This window comes from Pseudarthrobacter sp. YAF2 (genome assembly GCF_052113345.1).
Classification (GTDB): domain Bacteria; phylum Actinomycetota; class Actinomycetes; order Actinomycetales; family Micrococcaceae; genus Arthrobacter.
On sequence record NZ_JBFRDA010000004.1, the window covers coordinates 75,717 to 98,318 of the forward strand.

General features: G+C 67.3%; 20 protein-coding genes. 17 read left to right on the forward strand and 3 right to left on the reverse strand.

What is annotated here, in order from left to right; translation table 11 throughout:
* Positions 1–10 precede the first annotated feature (10 nt).
* The 6 genes from AB4Y79_RS05835 to AB4Y79_RS05860 all read left to right on the forward strand — a co-directional run bounded on the left by AB4Y79_RS05835 (position 11) and on the right by AB4Y79_RS05860 (position 6,836).
* Positions 11–1,093: an FAD-dependent oxidoreductase gene (locus tag AB4Y79_RS05835; RefSeq protein WP_441859623.1), complete on the forward strand. Its 1,083-nt coding sequence runs from the start codon at positions 11–13 to the stop codon at positions 1,091–1,093.
* Positions 1,094–1,142: 49 nt separating this feature from the next.
* On the forward strand, positions 1,143–2,309 hold the full coding sequence (locus AB4Y79_RS05840) for a class I SAM-dependent methyltransferase (RefSeq protein WP_441859625.1): 1,167 nt from the start codon (positions 1,143–1,145) through the stop codon (positions 2,307–2,309).
* A 232-nt stretch (positions 2,310–2,541) separates the two neighbouring features.
* Positions 2,542–3,741, forward strand: a complete 1,200-nt coding sequence (locus AB4Y79_RS05845; protein WP_441859627.1) for an ROK family transcriptional regulator — start codon at positions 2,542–2,544, stop codon at positions 3,739–3,741.
* A 7-nt stretch (positions 3,742–3,748) separates the two neighbouring features.
* Entirely contained in the window at positions 3,749–5,098 is a 1,350-nt protein-coding gene (locus AB4Y79_RS05850; protein ID WP_441859629.1) for an extracellular solute-binding protein, read from the forward strand.
* A 2-nt stretch (positions 5,099–5,100) separates the two neighbouring features.
* Positions 5,101–5,982: a carbohydrate ABC transporter permease gene (locus AB4Y79_RS05855; RefSeq protein ID WP_441859631.1), complete on the forward strand. Its 882-nt coding sequence runs from the start codon at positions 5,101–5,103 to the stop codon at positions 5,980–5,982.
* 80 nt (positions 5,983–6,062) lie between these two features.
* On the forward strand, positions 6,063–6,836 hold the full coding sequence (locus AB4Y79_RS05860) for a carbohydrate ABC transporter permease (RefSeq protein WP_441859869.1): 774 nt from the start codon (positions 6,063–6,065) through the stop codon (positions 6,834–6,836).
* On the opposite strand, the gene AB4Y79_RS05865 is transcribed toward AB4Y79_RS05860, so the two are convergent.
* The gene (locus tag AB4Y79_RS05865) at positions 6,833–7,036 is read right to left on the reverse strand and encodes a hypothetical protein (protein WP_441859633.1); all 204 of its coding nucleotides are present in this window, start codon (positions 7,034–7,036) and stop codon (positions 6,833–6,835) included. The two genes, AB4Y79_RS05860 and AB4Y79_RS05865, sit on opposite strands and share 4 nt — an antisense overlap.
* A gap of 141 nt (positions 7,037–7,177) precedes the next feature.
* Between AB4Y79_RS05865 and AB4Y79_RS05870 the strand changes: the two genes are divergently transcribed.
* The 7 genes from AB4Y79_RS05870 (at position 7,178) to metE (ending at position 15,923) form a co-directional block, all read left to right on the forward strand.
* A complete protein-coding gene (locus tag AB4Y79_RS05870; RefSeq protein WP_441859635.1) occupies positions 7,178–8,185 on the forward strand; it encodes an AAA family ATPase in 1,008 nt (335 codons plus the stop codon).
* Between the two features lie 6 nt (positions 8,186–8,191).
* Positions 8,192–9,076, forward strand: a complete 885-nt coding sequence (locus AB4Y79_RS05875) for a DUF58 domain-containing protein (RefSeq protein ID WP_441859637.1) — start codon at positions 8,192–8,194, stop codon at positions 9,074–9,076.
* A complete protein-coding gene (locus AB4Y79_RS05880) occupies positions 9,066–9,536 on the forward strand; it encodes a hypothetical protein (RefSeq protein WP_441859638.1) in 471 nt (156 codons plus the stop codon). The genes AB4Y79_RS05875 and AB4Y79_RS05880 overlap by 11 nt, the downstream gene beginning before the upstream one ends.
* Entirely contained in the window at positions 9,527–11,509 is a 1,983-nt protein-coding gene (locus tag AB4Y79_RS05885) for a VWA domain-containing protein (protein WP_441859640.1), read from the forward strand. Before AB4Y79_RS05880 ends, AB4Y79_RS05885 begins: the two co-directional genes overlap by 10 nt.
* Positions 11,506–12,222: a hypothetical protein gene (locus tag AB4Y79_RS05890; protein ID WP_441859642.1), complete on the forward strand. Its 717-nt coding sequence runs from the start codon at positions 11,506–11,508 to the stop codon at positions 12,220–12,222. The genes AB4Y79_RS05885 and AB4Y79_RS05890 overlap by 4 nt, the downstream gene beginning before the upstream one ends.
* A 332-nt stretch (positions 12,223–12,554) precedes the next feature.
* The gene (locus tag AB4Y79_RS05895; protein WP_441859643.1) at positions 12,555–13,520 is read left to right on the forward strand and encodes a methylenetetrahydrofolate reductase; all 966 of its coding nucleotides are present in this window, start codon (positions 12,555–12,557) and stop codon (positions 13,518–13,520) included.
* Between the two features lie 60 nt (positions 13,521–13,580).
* The gene (gene metE, locus AB4Y79_RS05900) at positions 13,581–15,923 is read left to right on the forward strand and encodes a 5-methyltetrahydropteroyltriglutamate--homocysteine S-methyltransferase (protein WP_441859645.1); all 2,343 of its coding nucleotides are present in this window, start codon (positions 13,581–13,583) and stop codon (positions 15,921–15,923) included.
* Between the two features lie 111 nt (positions 15,924–16,034).
* Here metE and AB4Y79_RS05905 read toward each other — a convergent pair whose 3' ends face one another.
* Positions 16,035–16,541 (reverse strand): DUF2004 domain-containing protein, encoded by a 507-nt coding sequence (locus tag AB4Y79_RS05905; RefSeq protein WP_441859646.1) that lies wholly within the window; start codon positions 16,539–16,541, stop codon positions 16,035–16,037.
* A gap of 45 nt (positions 16,542–16,586) precedes the next feature.
* On the reverse strand, positions 16,587–17,504 hold the full coding sequence (locus AB4Y79_RS05910) for a LysR family transcriptional regulator (RefSeq protein ID WP_387447857.1): 918 nt from the start codon (positions 17,502–17,504) through the stop codon (positions 16,587–16,589).
* A 96-nt stretch (positions 17,505–17,600) separates the two neighbouring features.
* Between AB4Y79_RS05910 and AB4Y79_RS05915 the strand changes: the two genes are divergently transcribed.
* The 4 genes from AB4Y79_RS05915 to AB4Y79_RS05930 are packed head-to-tail and all read left to right on the forward strand — an operon-like array spanning position 17,601 to position 22,334.
* Complete coding sequence (locus AB4Y79_RS05915) at positions 17,601–18,998, forward strand: NAD(P)/FAD-dependent oxidoreductase (protein WP_441859648.1); 1,398 nt, start codon at positions 17,601–17,603, stop codon at positions 18,996–18,998.
* Positions 18,995–19,726, forward strand: a complete 732-nt coding sequence (locus tag AB4Y79_RS05920) for a DUF1365 domain-containing protein (RefSeq protein ID WP_441859650.1) — start codon at positions 18,995–18,997, stop codon at positions 19,724–19,726. The genes AB4Y79_RS05915 and AB4Y79_RS05920 overlap by 4 nt, the downstream gene beginning before the upstream one ends.
* Positions 19,723–21,096: a class I SAM-dependent methyltransferase gene (locus AB4Y79_RS05925; RefSeq protein WP_441859652.1), complete on the forward strand. Its 1,374-nt coding sequence runs from the start codon at positions 19,723–19,725 to the stop codon at positions 21,094–21,096. Before AB4Y79_RS05920 ends, AB4Y79_RS05925 begins: the two co-directional genes overlap by 4 nt.
* Positions 21,096–22,334 (forward strand): class I SAM-dependent methyltransferase, encoded by a 1,239-nt coding sequence (locus AB4Y79_RS05930; RefSeq protein WP_441859654.1) that lies wholly within the window; start codon positions 21,096–21,098, stop codon positions 22,332–22,334. Before AB4Y79_RS05925 ends, AB4Y79_RS05930 begins: the two co-directional genes overlap by 1 nt.
* Positions 22,335–22,602: the final 268 nt, after the last annotated feature.

Sequence of the window (22,602 nt, forward strand, 5' to 3'; positions counted from 1 at the left end):
TCATGGGGGAGTGATTCCTGACCCAACCGATGTGGTGGTCATCGGTGCGGGCCAGGCGGGCCTGTCCGCCGCCTACCACCTGCAGCGCCGGGGATTCGACTATGCCCTGCTCGACGCCGAGGAAGGTCCGGGCGGCGCCTGGCGGCACCGGTGGAAGAGCCTGCGGATGGCAACGGTCAACGGAATCAGCGACCTGCCCGGAATTCCCAAACCGGAGGTGGATCCCGCCGAGCCCAGTTCCGAGTTCCTGTCCCGCTACTTTGGCCGCTACGAGGCGGCACTGGGCCTTTCAGTGCACCGGCCCGTCAAAGTGCGGGCAGTCAGGCGGGAAGACGACGACCCGGCCGGCCGGCTGAGGGTGGAGACGTCCGACGGCGGCTGGAGCGCCAGGGCGGTCATCAACGCCACCGGTACGTGGACGCGCCCGTTCTGGCCGATCTACCCGGGCCGGTCCTCGTTCCGCGGCCGGCAACTGCACGTTGCCGACTACGTCTCCGCCGAAGAATTCACGGGCAAGCACGTGATCGTGGTGGGCGGCGGCATCTCCGCCGTGGGCCTGCTGGACGAGATTTCCCGTGTCACGTCCACCAGCTGGTTCACCCGCCGGGAACCGGTCTGGCGGGATGCTCCCTTCGACGCCCGGGCCGGGCACGACGCCGTGGCGCTGGTGGAGGACCGTGTGCGTCAAGGCCTCCCACCGCAAAGCGTCGTCTCGGTGACCGGACTCATCTGGACTCCAGCCCTCCGCGCCGCCAGGGAGCGTGGTGTCCTTGACCGGCAGCCCATGTTCACGTCCATCGAACCGGACGGTGTCCGCCGTGCCGATGGCAGCTTCCTGAAGGCGGACGTCATCCTCTGGGCCACCGGCTTCAGGGCCGAACTGGAACACCTCGCACCGCTTCACCTCCGCGGAGCAGGCGGCGGGATCGCGATGGAGGGAACCCAGGTGGCAGCTGAGCCGCGCGTCCATCTGGTCGGCTACGGGCCGTCGTCGTCCACCATCGGCGCCAACCGCGCCGGACGCGCGGCAGTGGCCGCCATCGCGGCCCTGCCCGGAATGGTTGCGGCCGCGGAAACGGTAACGTGGGGGTGACCCCGGGCACCCGGGGCCGGCACGAACGACAGAAGGCGGCAGGACACCGGTGGCAGCAAACACCCTGGCGGACGTTTTCGATGTCCTGCGGCGGCGGCCCGATGTGGAAGCACCCAACCTGCATGCCTGGGACGCCACGGACCGGCTGCTGCTGGAGACCGCAGCCCAGCTTGGCCGGTCCGGCAGCGCTGTTGCCGTGATTGGTGACCGTTACGGCGCCCTGACGCTGGGCGCATCCGCCACACTCGCTCCGGCCTCCCTGCGCGTGCACCAGGATCTGGTGACGGGGGAGCGGGCGCTGCGGTTGAACGCCACCGAATGCGACACCCAAATGCCGGGCCTTGTTGCCGCAGCGGGTGACGGGACGGGATTCGTCCAGCTGCCCCTCGGGCCTGAACTCCTGGCCGGCGCGGACACCGTCCTGCTGCAACTGCCCAAAACCCTGGCGGAGCTGGAGGAGATTGCGGCCGCGGTGGCCCGGCATGCGTCCCCTGGCGTCCTGCTGCTTGCCGGCGGCCGGGTGAAACACATGTCCCTGGGCATGAACGCGGTCCTGGAACGGTTATTCACCACCGTCCAACCGCAGCTCGCACGGCAAAAATCACGGCTCGTCCTGGCCGCCGGACCAAAACCTTCCGGACCGCCGCGCTTTCCGGTGGTTGAGTACCTCGCCGAGCTGGACCTGCAAGTGGCCGCCCACGGCGCTGTCTTCGCCGGTGCCAAGCTGGACATTGGCACCCGATTCCTGCTCTCGTTCCTGCCCGCCATGAAACCGGCACGGCACGTCGTGGACCTTGGCTGCGGCACCGGAATCCTTGCCGCGATGTACGCCCGCCAGTTCCCCGGCGCGGCCGTGACGGCCACGGACCAGTCGGCGGCCGCGGTGCAGTCGGCCCTGGCCACCGCACGGGCGAACGGCCTGGCGGACCGTATCACCATCCTGCAGGACGATGCGCTCAGCACCTTCCCCGATGGCGCTGCCGATGCCGTCCTGCTGAACCCGCCCTTTCATGTCGGCGCCGGCGTCCACGCAGGCGCCGGGCTGAAGATGATCGAGGCTGCTGGGCGCGTCCTGGCCTCCGGCGGAGAGTTGTGGACGGTCTTCAACCGGCACCTCGCTTACCTGCCGGCGCTGGAAAGGCACGTGGGGCACACTGCGGTGGAGGGCATGAACCCCAAGTTCACCGTCACCCGAAGCACCCGCCGCTCCCGCTGAACCTGCTGAACCTGCTGCGCGGTTGTTAACCCGCGGGCCGGCACCAAACCGCCAACCCGCCGCTGACGTGGATCATCGCCCGCGCCGCGCCGCCGCCGGGCCATGTGGGCGCGCGCCCGCCCTTAACGTACGATTCAAAGCATCACCATATGCAGGTAGCCGAAGACGTTTAGGGGACACCGTGTCTGAGATCCGCCAATCTTCTCCGAGGCGCGGAACCAACTTGCCCAGGATGGGTGATTTCAACCTCACTGTCATCCTCGATGCGATCCGCAGGACCACCGGGGGCTTGAGCCGGGTTGAACTCGCGCAGATCGTGGGCCTGTCCCCGCAGACCATCTCCAATATCTCCCGCCGCCTGCTGGATCAGAACCTCATCGTGGAGGCCGGTAAAGAGGGCAGCGGACCCGGGAAGCCGCGCACCATCCTGCGCCTGAACCCGGCCGGCATGTACGCACTCGGGGTCCACCTGGACCCGGCGGTGACCACGTTCGTGGTGCTGGACCTCGTGGGCGCGGTGGTGCGGCATTCACGGATCAAGACCCCCGGCGGCAACGATCCCTCCGCCGTCATCACCACCATCGCCGCGGAATTGGCGCAGCTCGTGACCGACTCCGGCGTGGACCGCAGCCGCATCGCGGGCCTGGGCGTGGCCGCACCGGGTCCCATCGACCTGGACAACGGCACCGTGGTGGACCCGCCGCTGCTGCCGGGCTGGGACCGGGTGGAACTGCGTGAGGCGCTGGCCAGGGCAACCGGCTACTCGGTGCTGGTGGACAAGGATGTCACCAGCGCCGCCGTGGCGGAAACCTGGGCGGGCGGGCCCAGCGGCGCCGGGAGCTTCGTCTTCATGTACATGGGCACCGGCATCGGCTGCGGCATCGTCCTCAATGACGAGGTAATTCGCGGAACGTCGGGCAATGCCGGCGAGATCGGCCACATCGTTGTGGATCCGGACGGCCCTCCATGCGACTGTGGTCAGCGCGGCTGCGTGAAATCCTCATGCATCCCGCAGGTGCTGGTGGCGGAGGCGGAGGCGGCAGGCATCCTTAAGGGGTCCCACGCCAGCAGTGCCGCCGAAATCCAGCAGAGCTTCGCCGACCTGTGCGCACGTGCCTACGCCGGAGATGAACGGGCAGCCGCCATCCTGGACAAGTCCGCAGTCCTGGTGGCGCGCGCAGTTTCAGTGGTCACCAACACCCTGGATGTTGAACGGGTTGTCTTCGGCGGCCCCTTCTGGACATGCTTGTCGCAACGCTACCTGGAACTGATCCCGTCCCTCCTGGACATCAACAGCGCTGCCCGCCTCATCCATCCCATCGAGGTTGTGGGCACCGGCGTAGGGGAGGACGTGGGAGCCATCGGCGCGGCGTCGCTGGTCCTGGAACATACCCTCGCGCCCCGCGCCCAGCGGCTGCTGCTGGAAAGCTGACCGGGCCATGCTTCGCCGGGTATCCACGGCCGTGTCCCTGGTGGCCGCCGCAGTACTTGCCCTGGCAGGCTGTACTCCCGCCGAACCTGCAGGCGCCAAGACCATCAAGGTGGCCTACCAGAAGACAGACTCGTTCACCGCGCTGGACACCGTGTTCCAGGACGCCAAAAAGGAATTCGAAGCCGCGAACCAGGGCGTCACCGTTGAACTCCAGCCCATCCAGGCCAACGACGACGACTACGGCACCAAACTGGCCCTGGCCCTCAGGTCGCCGTCCACTGCCCCGGACGTCTTCTACGAGGACACGTTCAAGGTCCGCTCGGACGTGGACGCCGGGTACCTGCTGAACCTGGACAGCCGGCTCAAGGCATGGGAAGACTGGGGCAAGTTCGACGCCGGCGCCAAAGAAGCGGGGAAAGCGGACGACGGCGGCACTTACGCGGTGCCGCTGGGTACCGACACACGGACCATTTGGTACAACAAAAAGGTTTTCCAGGCCGCGGGCATCGGACTGCCCTGGCGCCCGGCCAACTGGCAGGACATCCTGGACACCGCCAGGAAGATCAAAGCCTCCAACCCCGCCGTGATCCCGTTCAACATGTACGCCGGCAAGGGCACCGGTGAGGGAACGGTGATGCAAGGGTTCTACGAACTGCTGTACGGCACCGGCGCCGGCCTCTATGACCAGGATTCGAAGAAGTGGGTTGTCGGGTCCGCAGGCTTCAAGGATTCGCTCACCTTCCTCCAAACGCTCTACCGTGAAAACCTCGCCGTCGCGCCCGCCGATGCGCTGGACCCGAACGTCTGGAAGAAGGTGTTCGGTGACTGGTTCCCGCAGGCAAAACTGGGAGCCACCGTGGAAGGCTCCTACGCGCCGTCGTTCTGGCAAAAAGGCGGAAGCTACGAATGGCCGGCGTACGCGCAGGACATGGGTGTGGCACCGTTCCCCACGCAGAACGGCGGGGCACCGGGGGCCGTGAGCATGTCCGGCGGCTGGACCCTGGCCGTGGGCTCGGAAACCAAGCAGCCGGACCTGGCCTTCAAGTTCCTGACCACGGCGCTGAACGAAAAGAATTCCTTGTCCTTCACCGTCGCCAGCTCCCAGATCGCCGTCCGCACCGACGTCGCCGCTGATCCCGGCTACCAGTCCGCCAACCCCTTCGTGAAAGACGTGTCCGGCCTGGTGGCGGTGACCCGGTACCGCCCCGCGACATCGGACTACCCCCGGATATCCGCCGCCGTCCAGGAAGCCACCGAGGCCGTCATCACCGGCACGAAAACCCCGGAGCAGGCGGCCGCCGATTACGACACAGCAGTGGCCGGGATCGTGGGCGGCGACAAGACCATCCGGAAGTAGCGGTGGCGCGCCACCACCAGAGGCGGCAGTTCGCCCGCTACCTGCCGGTCCTGCCGGCCGTCCTGCTGCTGGCCGTCTTCCTTGCCGGCCCGGTGCTGTGGGCCTTCCAGGCCTCGCTGACCAACGCGGGCCTCACCGGCAGGCACGCCAGGAAGCCGGAATGGGTGGGACTTGAAAACTACCAGCGGCTGCTGCAGGACCCGGTGTTCCCGCTCTCGCTGGCCCTGACGGTGCTGTTCGTGGCCGGATCCGCCGTCCTGGGCCAGAACATCCTGGGCCTGGCCCTGGCGGTCCTCATGCGCCGTGCCCGCCCGGCCGTCTCGGCGGCGGTGGGCACCGCCGTCGTGGCCGCCTGGGTCCTGCCCGAAATCGTGGCCGCATTCGCCGCCTACGCCTTCTTCAGCCGTGACGGGACCCTCAACCAGTTGATCGGCGGGCTGGGACTCGCGGAAATCGACTGGCTCTACGCCGTGCCCATGGTGGCCGTGATCCTGGCGAACATGTGGCGCGGCACCGCCTTTTCCATGCTGGTGTACCGTGCGGCGCTGGGCGGCGTCCCGGCCGAACTCACCGAGGCCGCGCACATGGACGGTGCCGGCGCCTGGCAACGCCTGGTGTTCATCACCCTGCCGGTGATCCGGGGCAGCATCGCCACCAACCTGATGCTGGTCACGCTGCAGACCCTGGCCGTCTTCACCTTGATCTGGGTCATGACCGCAGGCGGGCCGGCCAACGGCAGCTCCACCTTGCCGGTCATGGCCTACCAGGAGGCCTTCAAGTTCGGCGACATCGGCTATGGCACCGCCGTCGCTTGCGTCCTGATCCTGATCGGGGCGGTGTTCGGGGCAGCCTACCTGCGCCTCCTTCGGGAGCAGAAGCCGTGACGGCCGAACGGACCGCCCTCCGGCCAGGGCAGCGGCGCCATCCACGGGGGAGTGCGAGGGCGGACGCCGCCCTCCTGTTGATGGGCGCCTGCTTCCTGCTGCCGCTGCTGTGGCTGGTCCTCGGTTCCCTGGACCCGGCCGCCGGGCACGGCACCAAAGTTCCGCAACAGCCTGCCCTGGACAACTTCGCAGCCGTCCTGACCCCGGAGTTGTTGTTCCGGCCGCTATGGAACAGCTTGTTGCTGTCCGTGGGGACCGGCGCGGTGACGCTTGCAGCGGCCGTATTGGCGGCCTACCCGCTCTCACGTTACCGGTCGCGCTTCAACACTCCGTTCATGTACGGCATTCTGTTCGGTACCTCCCTGCCGGTCACGGCCATCATGGTTCCCGTCTATGGATTGTTCGTGCAGCTTCAGCTGCTGGATTCCCTGCCCGCCACGGTCCTGTTCCTGTCCGCCACCAGCCTGCCCATGGCCATCTGGATGACCAGGAACTTCATGGACGCGGTGCCGCTGGCGCTGGAGGAAGCAGCCTGGGTGGACGGGGCCTCACGGCTGGCTGCCTTGCGTTCAATCGTGCTCCCGCTCATGCGCCCGGGCCTGGGCGTAGTGTTCATCTTCGTGTTCATCCAGGCCTGGGGTAACTTCTTCGTCCCGTTCGTGCTCCTGCTCTCTGAGGCCAACCAGCCCGCGGCGGTATCGATCTTCAGCTTCTTCGGCCAGCATGGGGCAGTGGCTTACGGCCAGTTGGCCGCGTTTTCCATCCTCTATTCGATTCCGGTCCTGGCCCTCTACGTCATCGTGGCGCGCGGCTCAGGTAACGCCCTTGCCCTTGCGGGCGCGGTCAGGGGCTAATCGATATCCTCCAGCACCACACCGAAGGGCAGGGTGTCGTCGAGGTGGGCCTGGTGCCCGGTAGATCCGGGGTTGTACACCACCCGGACGCCGTGCAGCTTTTCCGCCGCCGACTGCATCAGGACAGGCCTGACCGTGTCCACGAACATCTGGCTCTTGTCGGCGAGATATTCCTTGTAACTGGCTGGAAGCTCGATCATGGCAAAAGAATAGACCCGCAAGCCCCGCATGGGGAGGGGTGCCCATTGCCGGACCCGGCGCCGCCGTCTTGGATAGGATGGCGGGCGGGACATGGCCGGCCCGGCCCGCGAGTCCATCACCGTCATCAGGGGGAAATACCAGTGCTTTCGACCAGCGTGCCCGAAGGAATCCAACCGGCGGAGCTGGCCAGGGCGCAGCAGGTGGTCGCGAACATTTCACGCAGCTTCGACGCGAAGGTGGTGGGTCAGTCACGGCTGCGCGAATCGCTCCTGGTGGGCCTGCTGACCGGCGGCCACATCCTGCTGGAGAGCGTGCCGGGGTTGGCAAAGACCACCGCCGCACAAACGGTGGCCGAGGCCGTCAGCGCCGAGTTCCGCCGGATCCAGTGCACGCCGGACCTGCTGCCCAGCGACATTGTGGGAACCCAGATCTACGACGCCGCCAAGGGAACATTCGTCACGCAACTGGGGCCGGTGCACGCCAACATCGTGCTGCTGGACGAAATCAACCGCTCCAGCGCCAAGACCCAGAGCGCCATGCTGGAGGCCATGCAGGAACGCCAGACGTCCATCGGCGGCCAGGACTACCGGCTGCCCGCACCGTTCCTGGTCCTGGCCACCCAGAACCCGATCGAGCAGGAGGGAACCTACCAGCTCCCCGAAGCCCAAATGGACCGCTTCATGCTCAAGGATGTACTGGACTACCCCTCGCCGGCGGAGGAAGCCGAGATTATCCGCAGGATCGACGCCGGCATCTTCACCCCGGAACAGAAGCCCGCGGCCGCCGCCTCCCTGGACGCCGTCACCGAAATCCAGGCCCTTGTCAGGCGCATCTACATTGATCCGGCGGTCATCAACTACATCGTGGGGCTGGTGTACGTGACCCGCAACGCTGCCCAATACATCGATGCCCGGCTGGCCGGATTCATCGAGTTCGGTGCCAGCCCCCGTGCCAGCATCGCCTTCAGCCAGGCGGCCCGCGCGGTGGCCCTGCTGAACGGGCGTGACCACGTCATCCCCGAGGACGTCAGGTCGCTGGCCCACCGGGTGCTGCGCCACAGGCTGATCCTGAACTTCGACGCAGTGGCTGAGCAGGTACCGGTCGAATCGGTGATCGACGCCGTCGTCGCAGCCGTCCAAACCCCCTGACCCCGCATGGCAACCCTCCTCCAGCGCGTGAAGTCGAAGATGGCCATCTACGCGCACCGCAAAGCCCGCGGAATGCTCGACGGCGAATACGGTTCCGTTTTCCGGGGCCGCAGCCTCGACTTCGATGACCTGCGCGCCTACGTTCCCGGTGACGAGGTCCGCGACATCGACTGGAAGGCGTCGGCGCGCGACGGTTCGCCCCTGATCCGGCGCTACGTGGCCGTCCGCCGGCAGACAGTCCTCCTGGTCACCGACACGGGGCGCAACATGGCCGCGGTGGCGAAGTCCGGGGAGGCAAAGAAGGACATTGCCGTCCTCACGCTGGGAGTACTCGGGTACCTCGCCCACCGCCACGGGGACGTGGTGGGCCTGGTCTGCGGTGACTCTTCCATTACCCGGTCCCTGCCCGCAAAGGGCGGCGAGCAGCACCTGGAGCGGCTGCTGAGGCACGTCGATGACAACACCACGCTGGACGGGGCACCCAGCAGGATCCAGGACCAGCTGCAACACGTGGCCCGCAACGTCAAGGGCCGCCATTTGCTGTTCGTCGTCGCGGATGAACTGCCGGCGGATGCCGCCACCGGCCAACTGCTCCGCAGGCTGCGCGCACAGCACGAAATCCTCTGGCTGACAGTCCGGGACGCGGACCTGGCCCCGTCCGGCCCGGAAACCGCGGATTCCTACAGCGTGGCCGATTCCGCGCTCCTGGCCTGGCAGCCTGCGGCGTCCGCGGCCGTGGCAGCCGCCTATGCCACGGCCGTTGCCCAACGCGATGCGGACCGCAAGGCCATGCTGCGGGCTGCCGGGATCACGGAGGGGGAAGTGGCGGCCAGCGACGACGTCATCACCGGCCTGTTCGCCCTGCTGGAAAGGCACCGGCGTGCAGGCTGACCCCGCATTCTACGGACCGTTGTCCTACAGCCCTGCCTGGATGTGGTGGGGAGTGGCCGTCCTGGCCCTGGTGGCCGGGTGGTATGCCTTTGTGTTGTTGAGCACCCGCACTTCTCCCGCATCCAGTCCCGCGCCGGTGCGCCCCGCCCTTACCGACCTCCCGGCGCTCAAGGCGGCCTACCTGCAGCGCATCCAGGACGTGGACCGGGAAGCCGCGGCCGGAAGCCTCGAGGCACGGGCCGCGCACCAGCAGATCAGTATGCTCCTGCGCGGTTTCGTCCGGGATGCCACCGGGGTGGACGCCACAAGGATGACGCACCAGGACCTGCTGCGGCACCCGCTTCCGGCGGCCGCAGACGCCGTTAAGGCCCTATACCCGGCCGAATTCGGTCCCGGTCCGCTGCCCTCCGTGGCCATCTCCGCGGCACGGGCTTCGGCGGCGGTGCGCGCATGGAACTGATGTTGTGGTGGGTGCTCCTGCCGGCGTCCGCTGCCGTGGCGTGGGCCGTGTGGGCCGGGCTGCGGCGGAACGGACAGCCCAACGTACGACGCCGGCCGGTGGCCCACGCAGACCGGCTCACCACCCTGCCGGAATACCAGGCAGCCCTCCGGCGGCACCGGAGACGGCTGCTCCTGGCGGGGACGGCGTGTGCCGTGCTGCTGGCCTCCACTGCCGTTGCCGCGGCCCGCCCCGTGGACGTGGCAACCACCAGGCCGGAGCAGCACAACCGCGACATCATGCTGTGCCTGGACGCGTCCGGCTCCATGAGCAGCGCCGACGCAGCGGTGGTGGACGTCTTTTCCGGCCTGGCCAGGAAGTTCAACGGCGAGCGGATCGGCCTGACCATCTTCGACAGCAGCGCCATCCAGGTGTTCCCGCTGACGGACGACTACGCCTACGCCCAAGAGCAGCTCCAGCTCGCCAAAGACGCTTTCGACGGCAAGCCCGGCAGCTCCGGATTCCTCGACGGCACCTGGAGCGGCCGTGGTTCCTCGCTGATCGGTGACGGCCTGGCGTCCTGCCTGAACAGCTTCCAGGGCGCCGCAGGCACGGGAAGCACCGTGCCGCAGCGCTCGCGGTCAGTGGTGCTGGCCACGGACAACTTCCTCTCCGGCGCACCGATCATGACCCTGGACCAGGCGGCGAAACTGGCCAAGGACCGGTCGGTGCATGTCTACGCGCTGAACCCGGGGGACGTGGACTATGGCACCGGGCCTGACCAGCCGGGAGCCCAGCTGCGGGCTGCGGCCGAGTCCACCGGCGGCTCGTACTACGCGTTGGACAACCCGGATGCGGTGTCCGGGATCGTCGCCGCCGTCGAAAGGACCGAAACCGCTGCCATCCAGGGCGCGCCGCGGGCGGTCCTGACGGAGGTGCCCGGCGTGCCGCTGGCCGCGGCGCTGTTGTCGGCGCTCGTGCTTTGCGCCGCGTTGTGGCAGTCGCGGCCTCCGCGCAGGCGCGGCCGGCAAGGTGCATCAGCCCGCCCCGGACAGCGGGGGCGCCGTGCGTGGCTCAGGCGGACGGCCATCGTCCTGCTCGTTGGGGGAGCTGTCCTGCGCCCCGGCTTGCCGGGCGGAACGGTGCAGGCCGCCTCGGCGGAGCTCAACGTGTTCTTCGTGGTGGACACCACCACCAGCATGGTGGCCGAGGACTACGGCGGCGCAGCCCCGCGCCTGGACGGCGTCCGCAAGGACATCAAGGCCATCGCCGAAAAGCTGCCGGGCGCGCGTTTTTCCGTGATCACGTTCGACACCACCGCCCACGTCCGCATGCCGCTGAGTACCGATACGCTGGCGCTTGAGACCATCACCGACGTCCTGGAACCCCAGGTGACCGCCTATGCCAAGGGCAGCAGCATCACCGCCTCCAGGCAGGTTCTCGCCGAGCGGCTGGCCGCCGCACGGGATAGCCATCCCGGCCGGCCCCGGCTGGTGTTTTACCTGGGAGACGGCGAACAAACCAGCGGCAAGGAACCGGCGGCAATGACGCTCGACGCCGGGCTGGTGGGCGGGGGAGCGGTCCTCGGCTACGGCACTCCGGAAGGCGGCCGGATGAAGGAAAATACCGGCCTGGACTCCGGCGACGGTACCGGCGGTGGCGCGGGCGCCAGCCGGAGCGACGGGTATGTGCGGGACAGCGGCGGGCAGGACGCACTCTCCGTCATCGACGAGGGGCGGCTCCGGACCATTGCGGGTCAGCTCGGCGTACCGTACGTGCACCGCGACGCGGGCGCCGCCGTGGCGGACATGATGCAGCAGGCTCACCCAGACAGGGCGGCCCACTCGGACAGCGATGGTTCCGTCACGGCCCGGACCGAGCTCTATTGGCTCTTCGCCGCCGGCGCGTTCATGCTCGCCCTGCCGGAAGCGGTGGCTGTCCTTCGCCGGCTCCGCGGACTCCCGCGTGCGGTCCGGCCGGAGACCACCCGATGAGGCCTCCATTCCGCCGCCGGCACCTGCTGCTCTGGTCGCTGCTGCCCGTGCTTGTGGCGCTGTGCGTCGCGGCAAAGCTCCTAAGCCTCGGCGTCCTCGCCAATGACGCCGCCGCCCGGTACACGGCCGCGGATGCCTCCGGCGTGGACGCTGCTGCCCGCGGCCTCGGCGTGGCCAACGTGGTGGAACCGCACAAGGCGCCGTTCGCCGCGGGCGGCGGTGCGGTCCTGCGCGGAGATTTCGGTGCCGCCCGGACGGAATTCGAACTGGCGCTCAGTACAGTCCCGGCAGGCTCCGGGGACGAATGCCTGATCCGGGTCAACCTGGCCCTGGTGATCGAGCGCCTTGGTGACGAACGGGTGCAGGCCGGGGACCCGGCGTCGGCCGCTGTCCTCTACCGGGACGCGCTGGCCGCGGCACGGCAGGCACCGCAGGGTTGCCTGTCCCCGGACGCGGCTGCGGGGGCCGGTGGCCGGTTGGCAGAGGCCGCTGAACGGCTGGAGGGGAAGCTCAGCTCGGCCGCGCAGGCGCCGAGCCCAACACCGGCACCGTCGAAGGAGCCTGCCCCTGGCCCCTCAGCTGATGCCCGCCAAAGCCAATTGGACCAACTACAGGACAGTGCGCGGCAGGCCGAGCGGGAACGGAACAGCGGCCGCGAACGGGAGCAGTACCTTGATGACACCAGTGGAACCGCTCCGGAACGGCCCTGGTAAGTGCCGTTCCAGCGGCGAAGGAAATTCTGCCGCGGCCGCGAAACACGCCGTAAAACTGCGTCTTATTCGGTTGCCGACTTGAATGCACCCTCCGGACCCTCATAGAGTCGTAGACAAGTTACCGCGGTAACGTGTCAGCGATCCTCCGCTCCGGAGGGTGTGGGTGCCCCCATGTGGGCCTGACATTTGCTCACGGACTACTTCATTCCAGGCGTAACAGTCGCGGCTGCGTCCTCGGTGGAGTCCCTCCGTGTTCCCCAAACTCAATTCATTGACGGTTTCCTGCACCTTCACCGGCAGGCAACCTCAATGGCCCAAAGCCAAGGACGCAAATGTCACCACCAAGCCTCATTGAAGCACACCCAAACCTCTCCGACACTGCTCCGGTAGCGCTCTCCTACGAGCTGTTCCCGCCGCGTTCACCGGCTGCTGCCGAGACCCTCTGGACCACCATCCGTGAACTCGAGACCACAGAGCCGGACTACGTCTCCGTGACGTACGGCGCCAGCGGATCCAACCGGGACACCGCCCTCGAACTCATCAACCGTCTCCTGCTCGAGACCACCCTCCGGCCGCTGGCGCACTTGACGTGCGTTGGAAACACGCCGCAGGAACTGGCCGGAATCATCGGCGAACTGCTGGACATCGGGGTTCGGGGCATCCTTGCCCTGCGCGGCGATCTGCCCAAGGACGGCGGCCTGCCGTCAGACGGTGCACTGCGGTACGCCCAGGACCTGATCGAGCTGATCAGGCGGGTGGAGCAGCGCCGTTCAGCCCTGCTCTGCGCCGGAAAGATCGCAGTTGGCGTGGCGGCGTACCCCTCCCGGCATCCGGAGTCGCCCAGCGAGGAACACGACGTCGAGGTGTTGCTGGCCAAGCAGCGTTCCGGCGCAGACTTCGCCATCACCCAGGTGTTCTTCGAGACCGAGGAGTATGCGAACCTCCTCACCAGGGCACGCCGCGCCGGAGTCACCATCCCGATCATCCCCGGTGTCATGCCGCTCACCAGCCTCCGCCGGCTCACCCGGCTCGGCGAACTGGCCGGCGTCGAACCGGCACCTGTTCTGATGGAACGCCTTGCCGCGGCCGACAGCGATCTGGAACGCCTCCACATCGGCGTCGACGCCACCGTGGACCTGGCCAACGCCGCCCTGGACGCCGGTGCTCCCGGCATCCACCTCTACACGTTCAACGAGCACCAAAGTGCGTTGGAAGTGCTGGACAAGCTGGCGCTGCCGCGCCACAACCGCCTGGGCACGCGGCGGGACACAGCCGCCAGGCCCCAGCTCGCCAGCTGAGCACTTCCCCGCGAAGCCCAACAGACCACCTCACACGCTCCAACTTCCTAGGAGATTTCCATGCCTGAACTGACCGCGCCCAAAAACACCCCGTTCCCGTCCGCATCCCTGCTTGGCTACCCGCGCATCGGCCGCCGCCGCGAGCTCAAGAAGGCCGTTGAAGCCTATTGGGCAGGCAAAATCGACGCTGCCGCCCTCGACGCCGCCGCCAAGGACATCCAGCTTGCCATCGCCCGGCGCCTGCAGGACCTTGGCCTCACCGAAGCCGCGGCCGTGCCGGGTACGTTCTCCTACTACGACCAGGTCCTGGACACCACCGCCCACCTGGGCGCCGTACCAGCCCGCTTCGGCAAGCTCCTGAACGCCGAGGGCCGGCTGGACATCGACGCCTACTTCACCTTGGCCCGCGGCAACACGGAACAGCAGCCGCTTGAAATGACCAAGTGGTTCGACACCAACTACCACTACCTGGTCCCGGAGATCGGGCCGGAGACCGAGTTCACCCTCGCCTCCACCGCCAAGGTTGACGAGTTCGCCTTCGCCTTGGAAAACGGCATCGAGACCCGCCCCTACATCGTGGGCCCGGTGACCTACCTGCTGCTGTCCAAGGCATCCGACGACGCACCCGCCGACTTTGCCCCGCTGTCCCGCCTGGCGAACATCCTGCCCGTCTACGTCCGGCTGCTCGAAAAGCTCGCCGCCGCCGGCGCCAGCTGGGTCCAGCTCGACGAGCCCGCCCTGGTGGTTGACCAGGACACCCCTGCCGCAGAGATCCAAGCAGCCGTTGCCCGGGCCTACGCAGTGCTGACCGCTGCGGCCAACCGCCCGCAGATCCTCGTCTCCACCCCGTACGGTTCGCTTGACGGCCAGCTCGGCACCCTGGCTGCCACCAACATCGACGCCCTGCACGTCGACGTCTTCAAGGGCGCCGTTCCATCCGCCGCGGCACTGGCCGGACTGGGCAACAAGACCCTTGTTGCCGGCGTCGTTGACGGCCACAACATCTGGCGCAACGACCTCGCCGCCTCGGCAGCGAAGCTGGACGAGCTGAAGGCCGCCGGCGCCAAGGTCGCCGTTTCCACGTCCACCTCCACCCAGCATGTTCCCCACGACGTCGAGGAAGAAACCCAGCTGACGGCGCAGCTCCGCAGCTGGCTGGCGTTCTCCGACCAGAAAGCCGTGGAGGTCAAGATCCTGGCGTCGTACCTGGCCGACCCCGCCGCCGCCAAGGCAGCCATCGATGAGGCCACCGCCGTGATCGCCTCGCGCGCCACCGCCGACGGTGTCCGCCGCCAGGATGTGCGCGCCCGCACCGAAGCGCTGACCGCCGCCGACTTCAGCCGTTCCGAGTACGCGGTCCGCGAAGCAGCCCAGGAAGAGGCACTGCAGCTGCCGCCGCTGCCCACCACCACCATCGGTTCCTTCCCGCAGACCTCGGAGATCCGTTCCGCTCGTGCCCGCAACACCAAGGGCGAGCTGAGCGACGAGCAGTACGAGCAGCTCTTGAAGGACGAGATCAAGCGCGTCGTGGACCTGCAGGAAGAGCTGGGCTACGACGTCCTGGTGCACGGCGAGCCCGAGCGCAACGACATGGTCCAGTACTTCGCCGAGAACCTCGAAGGCTTCGACGTCACGGTCCATGGCTGGGTCCAGTCGTACGGCTCCCGCTGCACCCGTCCTTCCATCCTGTGGGGCGATGTCACCCGCAGCGCAGCCATCACGGTCAAGTGGGCAGAATACGCCCAGTCCCTGACCGCCAAGCCCATGAAGGGGATGCTCACCGGCCCCGTCACCATCCTGGCCTGGTCCTTCGTCCGCGACGACCAGCCGCTGGGCGAGACGGCCAACCAGGTCGGTCTGGCGCTGCGCGACGAGATCGCCGACCTCGAAGCCGCCGGCATCAAGGTTATCCAGGTGGACGAGCCCGCACTGCGGGAACTTCTCCCGCTGCGCAAGGCGGACCAGGCCGGCTACCTGAAGTGGTCCGTTGACTCGTTCCGCCTGGCCACCGCCGGGGCCGCGGATTCAACCCAGATCCACACCCACCTCTGCTACTCGGAGTTTGGCGTGATCATCGACGCCATCGACGGCCTGGACGCTGACGTGACCTCCATCGAGGCCGCCCGCTCCCGCATGGAGGTTGTCCACGACCTTGAATCCCACGGCTTTGGCCGCGGCGTTGGCCCGGGTGTCTACGACATCCACTCGCCGCGCGTTCCGGGCGAAGCCGAGGTCACCGAACTGCTGTCCACCGCCGTCAAGCACGTCCCGTCCCGCCAGCTCTGGGTCAACCCGGACTGCGGCCTGAAGACCCGTGGCTACGCCGAGACCGAAGAGTCCCTGCGCAACCTGGTCAAGGCAACCCAGACGGTCCGCGCCGGCCTGCTGGAGGGTGCGAAGTAGAGGGGTTTCGACAGGCTCGACCACCGGTGGTTGAGCCTGTCGAAACCGGGTACGACGCCGGCCAGGTCACCTCAGGTGACCTGGCCGGCGTCGTACTTTAAGCAGTCAGCCTCACGACTCCCAGACGATCTCGTCGTCAACCACGCCATCCTGGTCGGCGCAGGCCACCAGGACCTCATCGGTGAAGTGCTCGCCGAGGGTGAAGTCCAGGACAAAGTACCGTTCGGGCTGGCCGGGGTAGATGCCCACGTGGCCAAGCTTCAGGGCTTTGAGGAAGACCTCGTTGGTGAGCTGGCTGCGGTCCTGGACACCGAACACCTTGTGCAACTGCTCTTCCTTGAGGGCGTTGCAGTGGAAGTGCAGGTATTCCTGCGGGCTGGTGCCCTCCTGCTCAAGCTCCTCGGCGATCATCTCGCGGACCTCGTCCACCAGTTCGGGCAGGAAACGCAGACGGTATTCGACTTTGCGGAGCGCGGCTTCATCGAAATGGTCGTGGGCGTTGATGTTCAGGTCGAGTTCCAGCGGGTGGCCGCGCAGTTCATGCCGGGCGGCGAAGAGGTGATCCATGCCGTGGTTCAGATCGATCTCTCCAAAGTGCTGGCTCGCTACCTTGTTCATATTCTCAACATAGACCCGAAGGCCAGCCCATTCCAGCGTTCGGCACTAATTCACTGCGGTGCGCATCCCGGCGAGGGTTTCAGCCAACAAGTCAACGAACAGCTGCACCCGTGCCGTCTTCCGGTCATTGATCAGGAGCGCGAACACGTTGCGTGCCAGCCGGATCTCGGGGACGTCCAACACCACCACCCCTGCAGGTTTGTTCCGCAGCGCGAGCTCCGGGACAAGGGCGGCGCCCAGCCCGGCGGCGGCCATTTCCAGGCTCGCGTGGAAGTCATCACTGTGCGCCACCACGCGCGGGTGCAGGTTGCACCCGGCGAACAGCCGTTCGATCACCATCGCATCACTGGTACCGGGGTGGTGCATGATCCACGGCATTTCCGAGAGATGGTCCGCTGCCACCTTCGCGTCGGCCCGGAAGCCCCAGCCGGCAGGCAGCACTACCCGGAAATCGTCGTCGCCAATCCATTGCCGGTTGATCGTGTTGGGCCAGGCGAAGCCGGTCTGTCCCACCTGGAACACCACCGCCAGGTCCAGGTCGCCGCCGGTCCGCAGCCCCTGGATGGTTTGGCCTGGTTCCGCCACGGATACCCGCAGGTCGATGCCGAGCTTCTTCCAGGCCGGGTTTTTCAGGATCCGGGGCAGGACATAGGTGGCGAGGCTGGGAAAGATCCCCAGCCGCAGCTCCTGGCTTCCGGTGTCCTGCGCCCTGGAAGCGGCGGCCATCAGCGCTTCGATGTCCGTGAGCACTTTCGCGGCGTGCCGGGTCATGACGACGGCGGCTTCCGTGGGGACCACGGCGCGCGCCGAACGCTGGAAGAGGGTTACGCCGGTGTCCCGTTCCAGTGCGGACATCTGCTGCGAGACGGCGGAGGCTGTGTAGCCGAGCGTGGCGGCGGCCGCGGCGAACGAGCCCAGCCGCGTGACCTCCAATAAGGTCTTCAAGTGCACGGGGTTTACCACCAGCCCACAATACTGCACCCATCCGCCGCCGCCACGGTACCGAATTGCCCTCTGTACACCCGGCCCAGCGGCAGATGTCCAACAGAGGAGCACGAATTGTCACCTAATCCAGCAGTAGATGCAGGCGGGCGGCGGCGCGTCGCCGTCATCGGCAGCGGCGTGGCCGGACTGACGGCCGCCTACGTGCTGAACCGGCAGGACAACGTCACCTTGTTCGAGGCAGATTCACGGCTGGGCGGCCACGCCCACACCCACGGCATGCCGCAACCGGACGGCAGCGTCATCGGAGTCGATACCGGTTTTATCGTTCACAACGAACGGACCTATCCCACGCTGCTGCGCCTGTTCGCCGAACTCGGCGTGGAAACCCAGGATTCGGAGATGAGCATGTCCATCCGCTGTGACGGCTGCGGACTGGAATACGCCGGCGCCCGGGACGGCGCACGCGGCATCATCGCCAAACCGTCGAGCCTGCTGCGCGGCCGGTACCTGCTGATGCTTTTGGAGGTCACCCGGTTCTACCGGAAGGCGCGCGAACTGCTCAGGACCGCGCCGCCGTCGGCCGTCAGCGGCGCGGTTGACGTTCCCGAACTGACGCTCGGCGCCTTCCTGGAGCGGGAGAAGTTCAGTCCCTACTTCATCTCCCACTTCATGACCCCGGTAGTCAGCGCCGTCTGGTCCTGCGACCCCACCACCGCGCTGTCCTACCCGGCGCGGTACCTCTTCACGTTCCTGGGCCACCACGGCCTGCTGGGCATCAAAGGTTCACCCCAGTGGCGCACCGTCACCGGCGGCTCGGCCCGGTACGTCGAAAAGCTCGCCGCGACCCTCCCGGACGTCCGGCTGGAAACGCCGGCGACCGCCATCCGGCGCCTGCCCGACGGCGTGGAGATCGCAACTGCCGGCGGGCTGGAAGCCTTCGACGCCGTCGTCATCGCCACCCACCCGGCGCAGGCACTGGGGTTCCTGGCCGACGCGACGCCCGAGGAAAAGGAAGCGCTCGGCGGCATGCCGTACTCGGTAAACCACACAGTCTTCCACCGCGACCCCGCGGTCCTGCCCGCGGCGGACAACGCCAGGGCTTCATGGAACTACCGGCTTCCCGGCTGCGACGCACGCCCCGACAACGTCCTGGTCAGCTACGACCTGACGCGGTTGCAGCAGCTCGAACCCGCCGACGGCCGGCCGTATCTGGTGAGCCTTGGCGAGTCGGAGCTGATTGCCGACGACGCCGTGCTGGACAGGATGGTCTATGAGCACCCGCAGTACACGCCCGAGTCCCTGCAGGCCCAGCAGGCCATCAAGGCACTCAGCAATAACCGTATCGCCTACGCCGGAGCGTACCTTGGCTGGGGCTTCCACGAGGACGGTGCCCTCGCCGGGGTCCGCGCCGCGGAGGCCCTTGGCCGCACCTGGCCGGTAGTCAGGGCCGCTGACGCCGGAGACTCCTCCGGTGAGGGGGAGCGGGAACTGCTGGCCGCGGAACCGGCATGACCATGGGCGCCTCCATCTACCGCACCGCCATCTCCCACGTGCGGCAGACCCCGCTGAAGAATGCATTCACGTACCGCAGCTACAGCTGGTTCGTGGACGTGGATCACCTTCCCCGCCTGCCGGCCCTGCTCAGGCCGCTGGCCGTGTTCCGCGCGGCAGACCACCTGGGCGACCCGGCGGCCAGTATCCGGGCCAACGTGGAGCGTTACCTGCGGACGAAGGGAATAGAACCCGACGCCGGTCCCATCCACATGCTGACCAGTGCCAGGGTTTTCGGCTACGTCTTCAACCCGCTGACGCTTTTCTGGTGCTACGGCATCAACGGAGAACTCCGGTGCGTGGTGGCCGAGGTCCACAACACCTACGGCGAACGGCACTGCTACCTGCTCCGGACGGACCCCACCGGGCGTGCGTCAGTGCCGAAGGCCTTCTACGTTTCACCCTTCAACGACGTCGACGGCGAATACCGGATGAAGCTGCCCGCCCCCGGCGAGCGGCTGGCGGTGTCAATCGTCCTGGAGCGGGAAGGGCACCGGCCCTTCGTGGCCACCATGGACGGCAGGCGGAAACCGGCCACCATCCGGAACATCCTGGCAGCAGCCGTTGCGGTGCCTGCCGCGCCGATGCTGGTATCCGCACTTATCCGGCTACAGGGCCTTAAGCTCTGGGCAAGACGCCTGCCCGTCGTCGCCAGACCACATCACCCTTCACAGGAGGCAGTTCAATGACAATGACGGACGACAACGGCACCGCCTCGGCTGAGCGGCCGGCGAACCACAACGGTTCCGCCGCACCGTACAACGTGCCGCGGCCTCCCGCGTCCATCGATGCGGGCATCTGGCCGGGAATTGCCGCCGTACCCTCCGGTTTCAAGGCGAACGGTGCAGCGCGGATCGCGGACGGGATCTTCAAGGCCGCGGTGAGGCGCCTTCCCCTGGAGGTGCGCTACCCGGACGGGCAAGTTCTGGGCTCAGTACCCGCCGGCTCCCGTGGTCCCGTCATGACCATCCACCGGCCCGAGCACTTTGCCTTGCGGCTGGGTGACGGCGGCCTGATCGGCCTGGGCGAGTCCTACATGGCGGGCGATTGGGATGCAGACAACCTGACAGCGGTGCTGGAGGTCTTCGCGGCCCGGGCCGGGACCCTGATACCGGTTCCGCTGCAGAAACTGCGTTCCATCTTCCTGCCGCGCCAGCCGCGGACGGAACGCAACTCCCTGAAGAACACCCGCTCCAATATCTCCCGTCACTACGACCTCTCCAACGAGCTGTTCGCCACGTTCCTTGACGGGACCATGTCCTACTCCAGCGCGCTGTTCCCGGCGTCCGGAAGTGCCGTGAAGGACATGCCGTGGGAGGGCTTCGCCGCCGCCCAACAAGCGAAGATCGACCGGCTGCTGGACAAGGCCGCCGTCGGACCCGGAACCCGGGTGCTCGAGATTGGCACGGGGTGGGGCGAACTGGCATTGCGCGCAGCTGCCCGCGGCGCCACCGTCTACTCGGTCACCCTGTCCAGCGAGCAGCAGGAGCTGGCCCGGAAACGGGTGGCAGACGCAGGCCATGCCGGCCAGGTGACCATTGAGCTCAAGGACTACCGGGCTGTCGAGGGCGAGTATGACGCCGTGGTTTCGGTCGAGATGATCGAGGCAGTGGGCTACGAATACTGGGCCACGTACTTCCAGACCATCGAGCGCGTCCTGGCCCCCGGCGGCAAGGTGGCCATCCAAGCCATCACCATCGCCCACGACCGACTCCTGGCGACCCGGACCGGCTACACCTGGGTGCACAAGTACATCTTCCCGGGCGGCGTGATTCCGTCGGTGCGTGCCATCGAGGAAGTCACGGAAAAGCGGACCGGGCTGCAGGTCCGTGAACGCCTTGCCTTCGGCGAACACTACGCCGAAACGCTGCGGCTCTGGGAGGAACGCTTCATGGCGCGGAAGGACGAAGTGGCCGAACTGGGGTTCGACGCCGTCTTCCAGCGGATGTGGCTGTTCTACCTGTGCTACTCGAGGGCCGGCTTCGCCTCGGGCTACCTCAACGTCCAGCAGATCGTGCTGGACCGGAGGAAGAACGTCCCGGCCAACGGAGGCCGCTGATGACGGCTGTACTTGCCGAAACGATTGCGGAGGTCCTGCGGCCCGTGGTGGGCGGGGAGCTGCCCGTCCGCCTGAAAGCCTGGGACGGCTCGGAAGCGGGTCCGGCGGACGCGCCCGTGGTCCGGCTCAACAGCCCGGACGCCATCCGTCGGCTGCTGTGGAATCCGGGGGAGCTGGGCGCCGCACAGGCCTATGTCACGGGTGAACTGGACATTGACGGAGACCTCAATTCTGCGCTGCAGCAGTTGTGGGAAGTGGTCCGGCAGCGCCGGTTGTCCGGCATCCGCCTGACGCCCGGAATCATCGCCGGGATAGGCAGGATTGCCCGCTCGGCCGGCGCGCTGGGGACACCCCCGGCACCTCCGGCAACGCAGGCCAAGGTCCGGGGACGGCTGCACAGCCTGATCCGCGACCGCGCCGCGATCAGCCACCACTACGATCTCAGCAACGATTTCTACGGCCTGATCCTGGATCCGCAGATGGCCTACTCCAGCGGCTACTGGACTGAAGATCCCGGGGCGGGCTACGGGGTCGAGGATGCCCAGCGCGACAAGCTGGACCTGGTGTGCCGCAAGATCGGGCTGCAGTCGGGGATGCGCCTGCTGGATGTGGGCTGCGGGTGGGGGTCCTTAAGCCTGCACGCCGCGCGGCACTACGGAGCCACGGTGGTTGGAGTCACCCTCTCCGTGGAACAGAAAGCATTTATCGACGCGCGGATCATGGAGTACGGCCTGGCGGACCAGGTGGAGATCCGGGTACAGGATTACCGCGAGATCCCGGACGGGCCGTTCGACGCCGTCGCCTCCCTGGAAATGGGCGAACATGTGGGGCAGAAGAACTATCCCGTGTACGCCCAAGCGCTGTTCGACAACCTGGCACCGGGCGGGAAGGTCCTGGTCCAGCAGATGTCCCGGCGCGGCCGGCATCCGGGCGGCGGTCCCTTCATCGAATCCTTCATCGCCCCTGACATGCACATGCGCCCGGTGGGGGAGACGTTGAACTTCCTCGAGGGTGCCGGGTTCGAGGTGGAGGGGGTGGAGGGCATGCGCCGGCACTACGTCCGCACCCTTGAAGCCTGGTATGCGACATTTGAGCAAAACCAGGACCGGGCCGAGGAAATGATGGGGCAGGAAGTGGTCCGTGTCTGGCGGCTGTACCTCGTGGGGGCGCTCCGCAGCTTCGCCGAAGGCCGGATGGGCGTGGAGCAGATCCTCTGCAGCAGGCCCGTTCCGCTGTAGCAGTTCCCGCCGCGGCAGCCGTGGCCAGGCGGCGGGTGCGATTGGTCACCCCAAGGGGTCCCGAAGGTCACTTCGGGGCCCCTTTTTCGTGTCCGGAAGCCCTGTGGACAACGCAGCGACACGCCGTCGTTTTCGCGACACGCTGGCCGTTAATTGTGGCTAAGTAGTCCACAGGGTGTGGACCGGGCTGCCAAAAATCCCGGGATCCCGGCCATTTTTACGGCCCGGGCCTGTGGATTAACGGTGCATTAAATGACATACTTGTAAT

What these genes read in the sequence shown, in the direction of transcription:
- AB4Y79_RS05845 (WP_441859627.1), top strand. Translation starts at nt 2,542, where the DNA reads ATGGGTGATTTCAACCTCACTGTCATCCTCGATGCGATCCGCAGGACC.
- AB4Y79_RS05850 (WP_441859629.1), top strand. Translation starts at nt 3,749, where the DNA reads ATGCTTCGCCGGGTATCCACGGCCGTGTCCCTGGTGGCCGCCGCAGTA.
- AB4Y79_RS05860 (WP_441859869.1), top strand. Translation starts at nt 6,063, where the DNA reads ATGGGCGCCTGCTTCCTGCTGCCGCTGCTGTGGCTGGTCCTCGGTTCC.
- AB4Y79_RS05865 (WP_441859633.1), bottom strand. Translation starts at nt 7,036, where the DNA reads ATGATCGAGCTTCCAGCCAGTTACAAGGAATATCTCGCCGACAAGAGC.
- AB4Y79_RS05875 (WP_441859637.1), top strand. Translation starts at nt 8,192, where the DNA reads ATGGCAACCCTCCTCCAGCGCGTGAAGTCGAAGATGGCCATCTACGCG.
- AB4Y79_RS05885 (WP_441859640.1), top strand. Translation starts at nt 9,527, where the DNA reads ATGGAACTGATGTTGTGGTGGGTGCTCCTGCCGGCGTCCGCTGCCGTG.
- AB4Y79_RS05890 (WP_441859642.1), top strand. Translation starts at nt 11,506, where the DNA reads ATGAGGCCTCCATTCCGCCGCCGGCACCTGCTGCTCTGGTCGCTGCTG.
- AB4Y79_RS05895 (WP_441859643.1), top strand. Translation starts at nt 12,555, where the DNA reads ATGTCACCACCAAGCCTCATTGAAGCACACCCAAACCTCTCCGACACT.
- metE (WP_441859645.1), top strand. Translation starts at nt 13,581, where the DNA reads ATGCCTGAACTGACCGCGCCCAAAAACACCCCGTTCCCGTCCGCATCC.
- AB4Y79_RS05905 (WP_441859646.1), bottom strand. Translation starts at nt 16,541, where the DNA reads ATGAACAAGGTAGCGAGCCAGCACTTTGGAGAGATCGATCTGAACCAC.
- AB4Y79_RS05920 (WP_441859650.1), top strand. Translation starts at nt 18,995, where the DNA reads ATGACCATGGGCGCCTCCATCTACCGCACCGCCATCTCCCACGTGCGG.
- AB4Y79_RS05925 (WP_441859652.1), top strand. Translation starts at nt 19,723, where the DNA reads ATGACAATGACGGACGACAACGGCACCGCCTCGGCTGAGCGGCCGGCG.
- AB4Y79_RS05930 (WP_441859654.1), top strand. Translation starts at nt 21,096, where the DNA reads ATGACGGCTGTACTTGCCGAAACGATTGCGGAGGTCCTGCGGCCCGTG.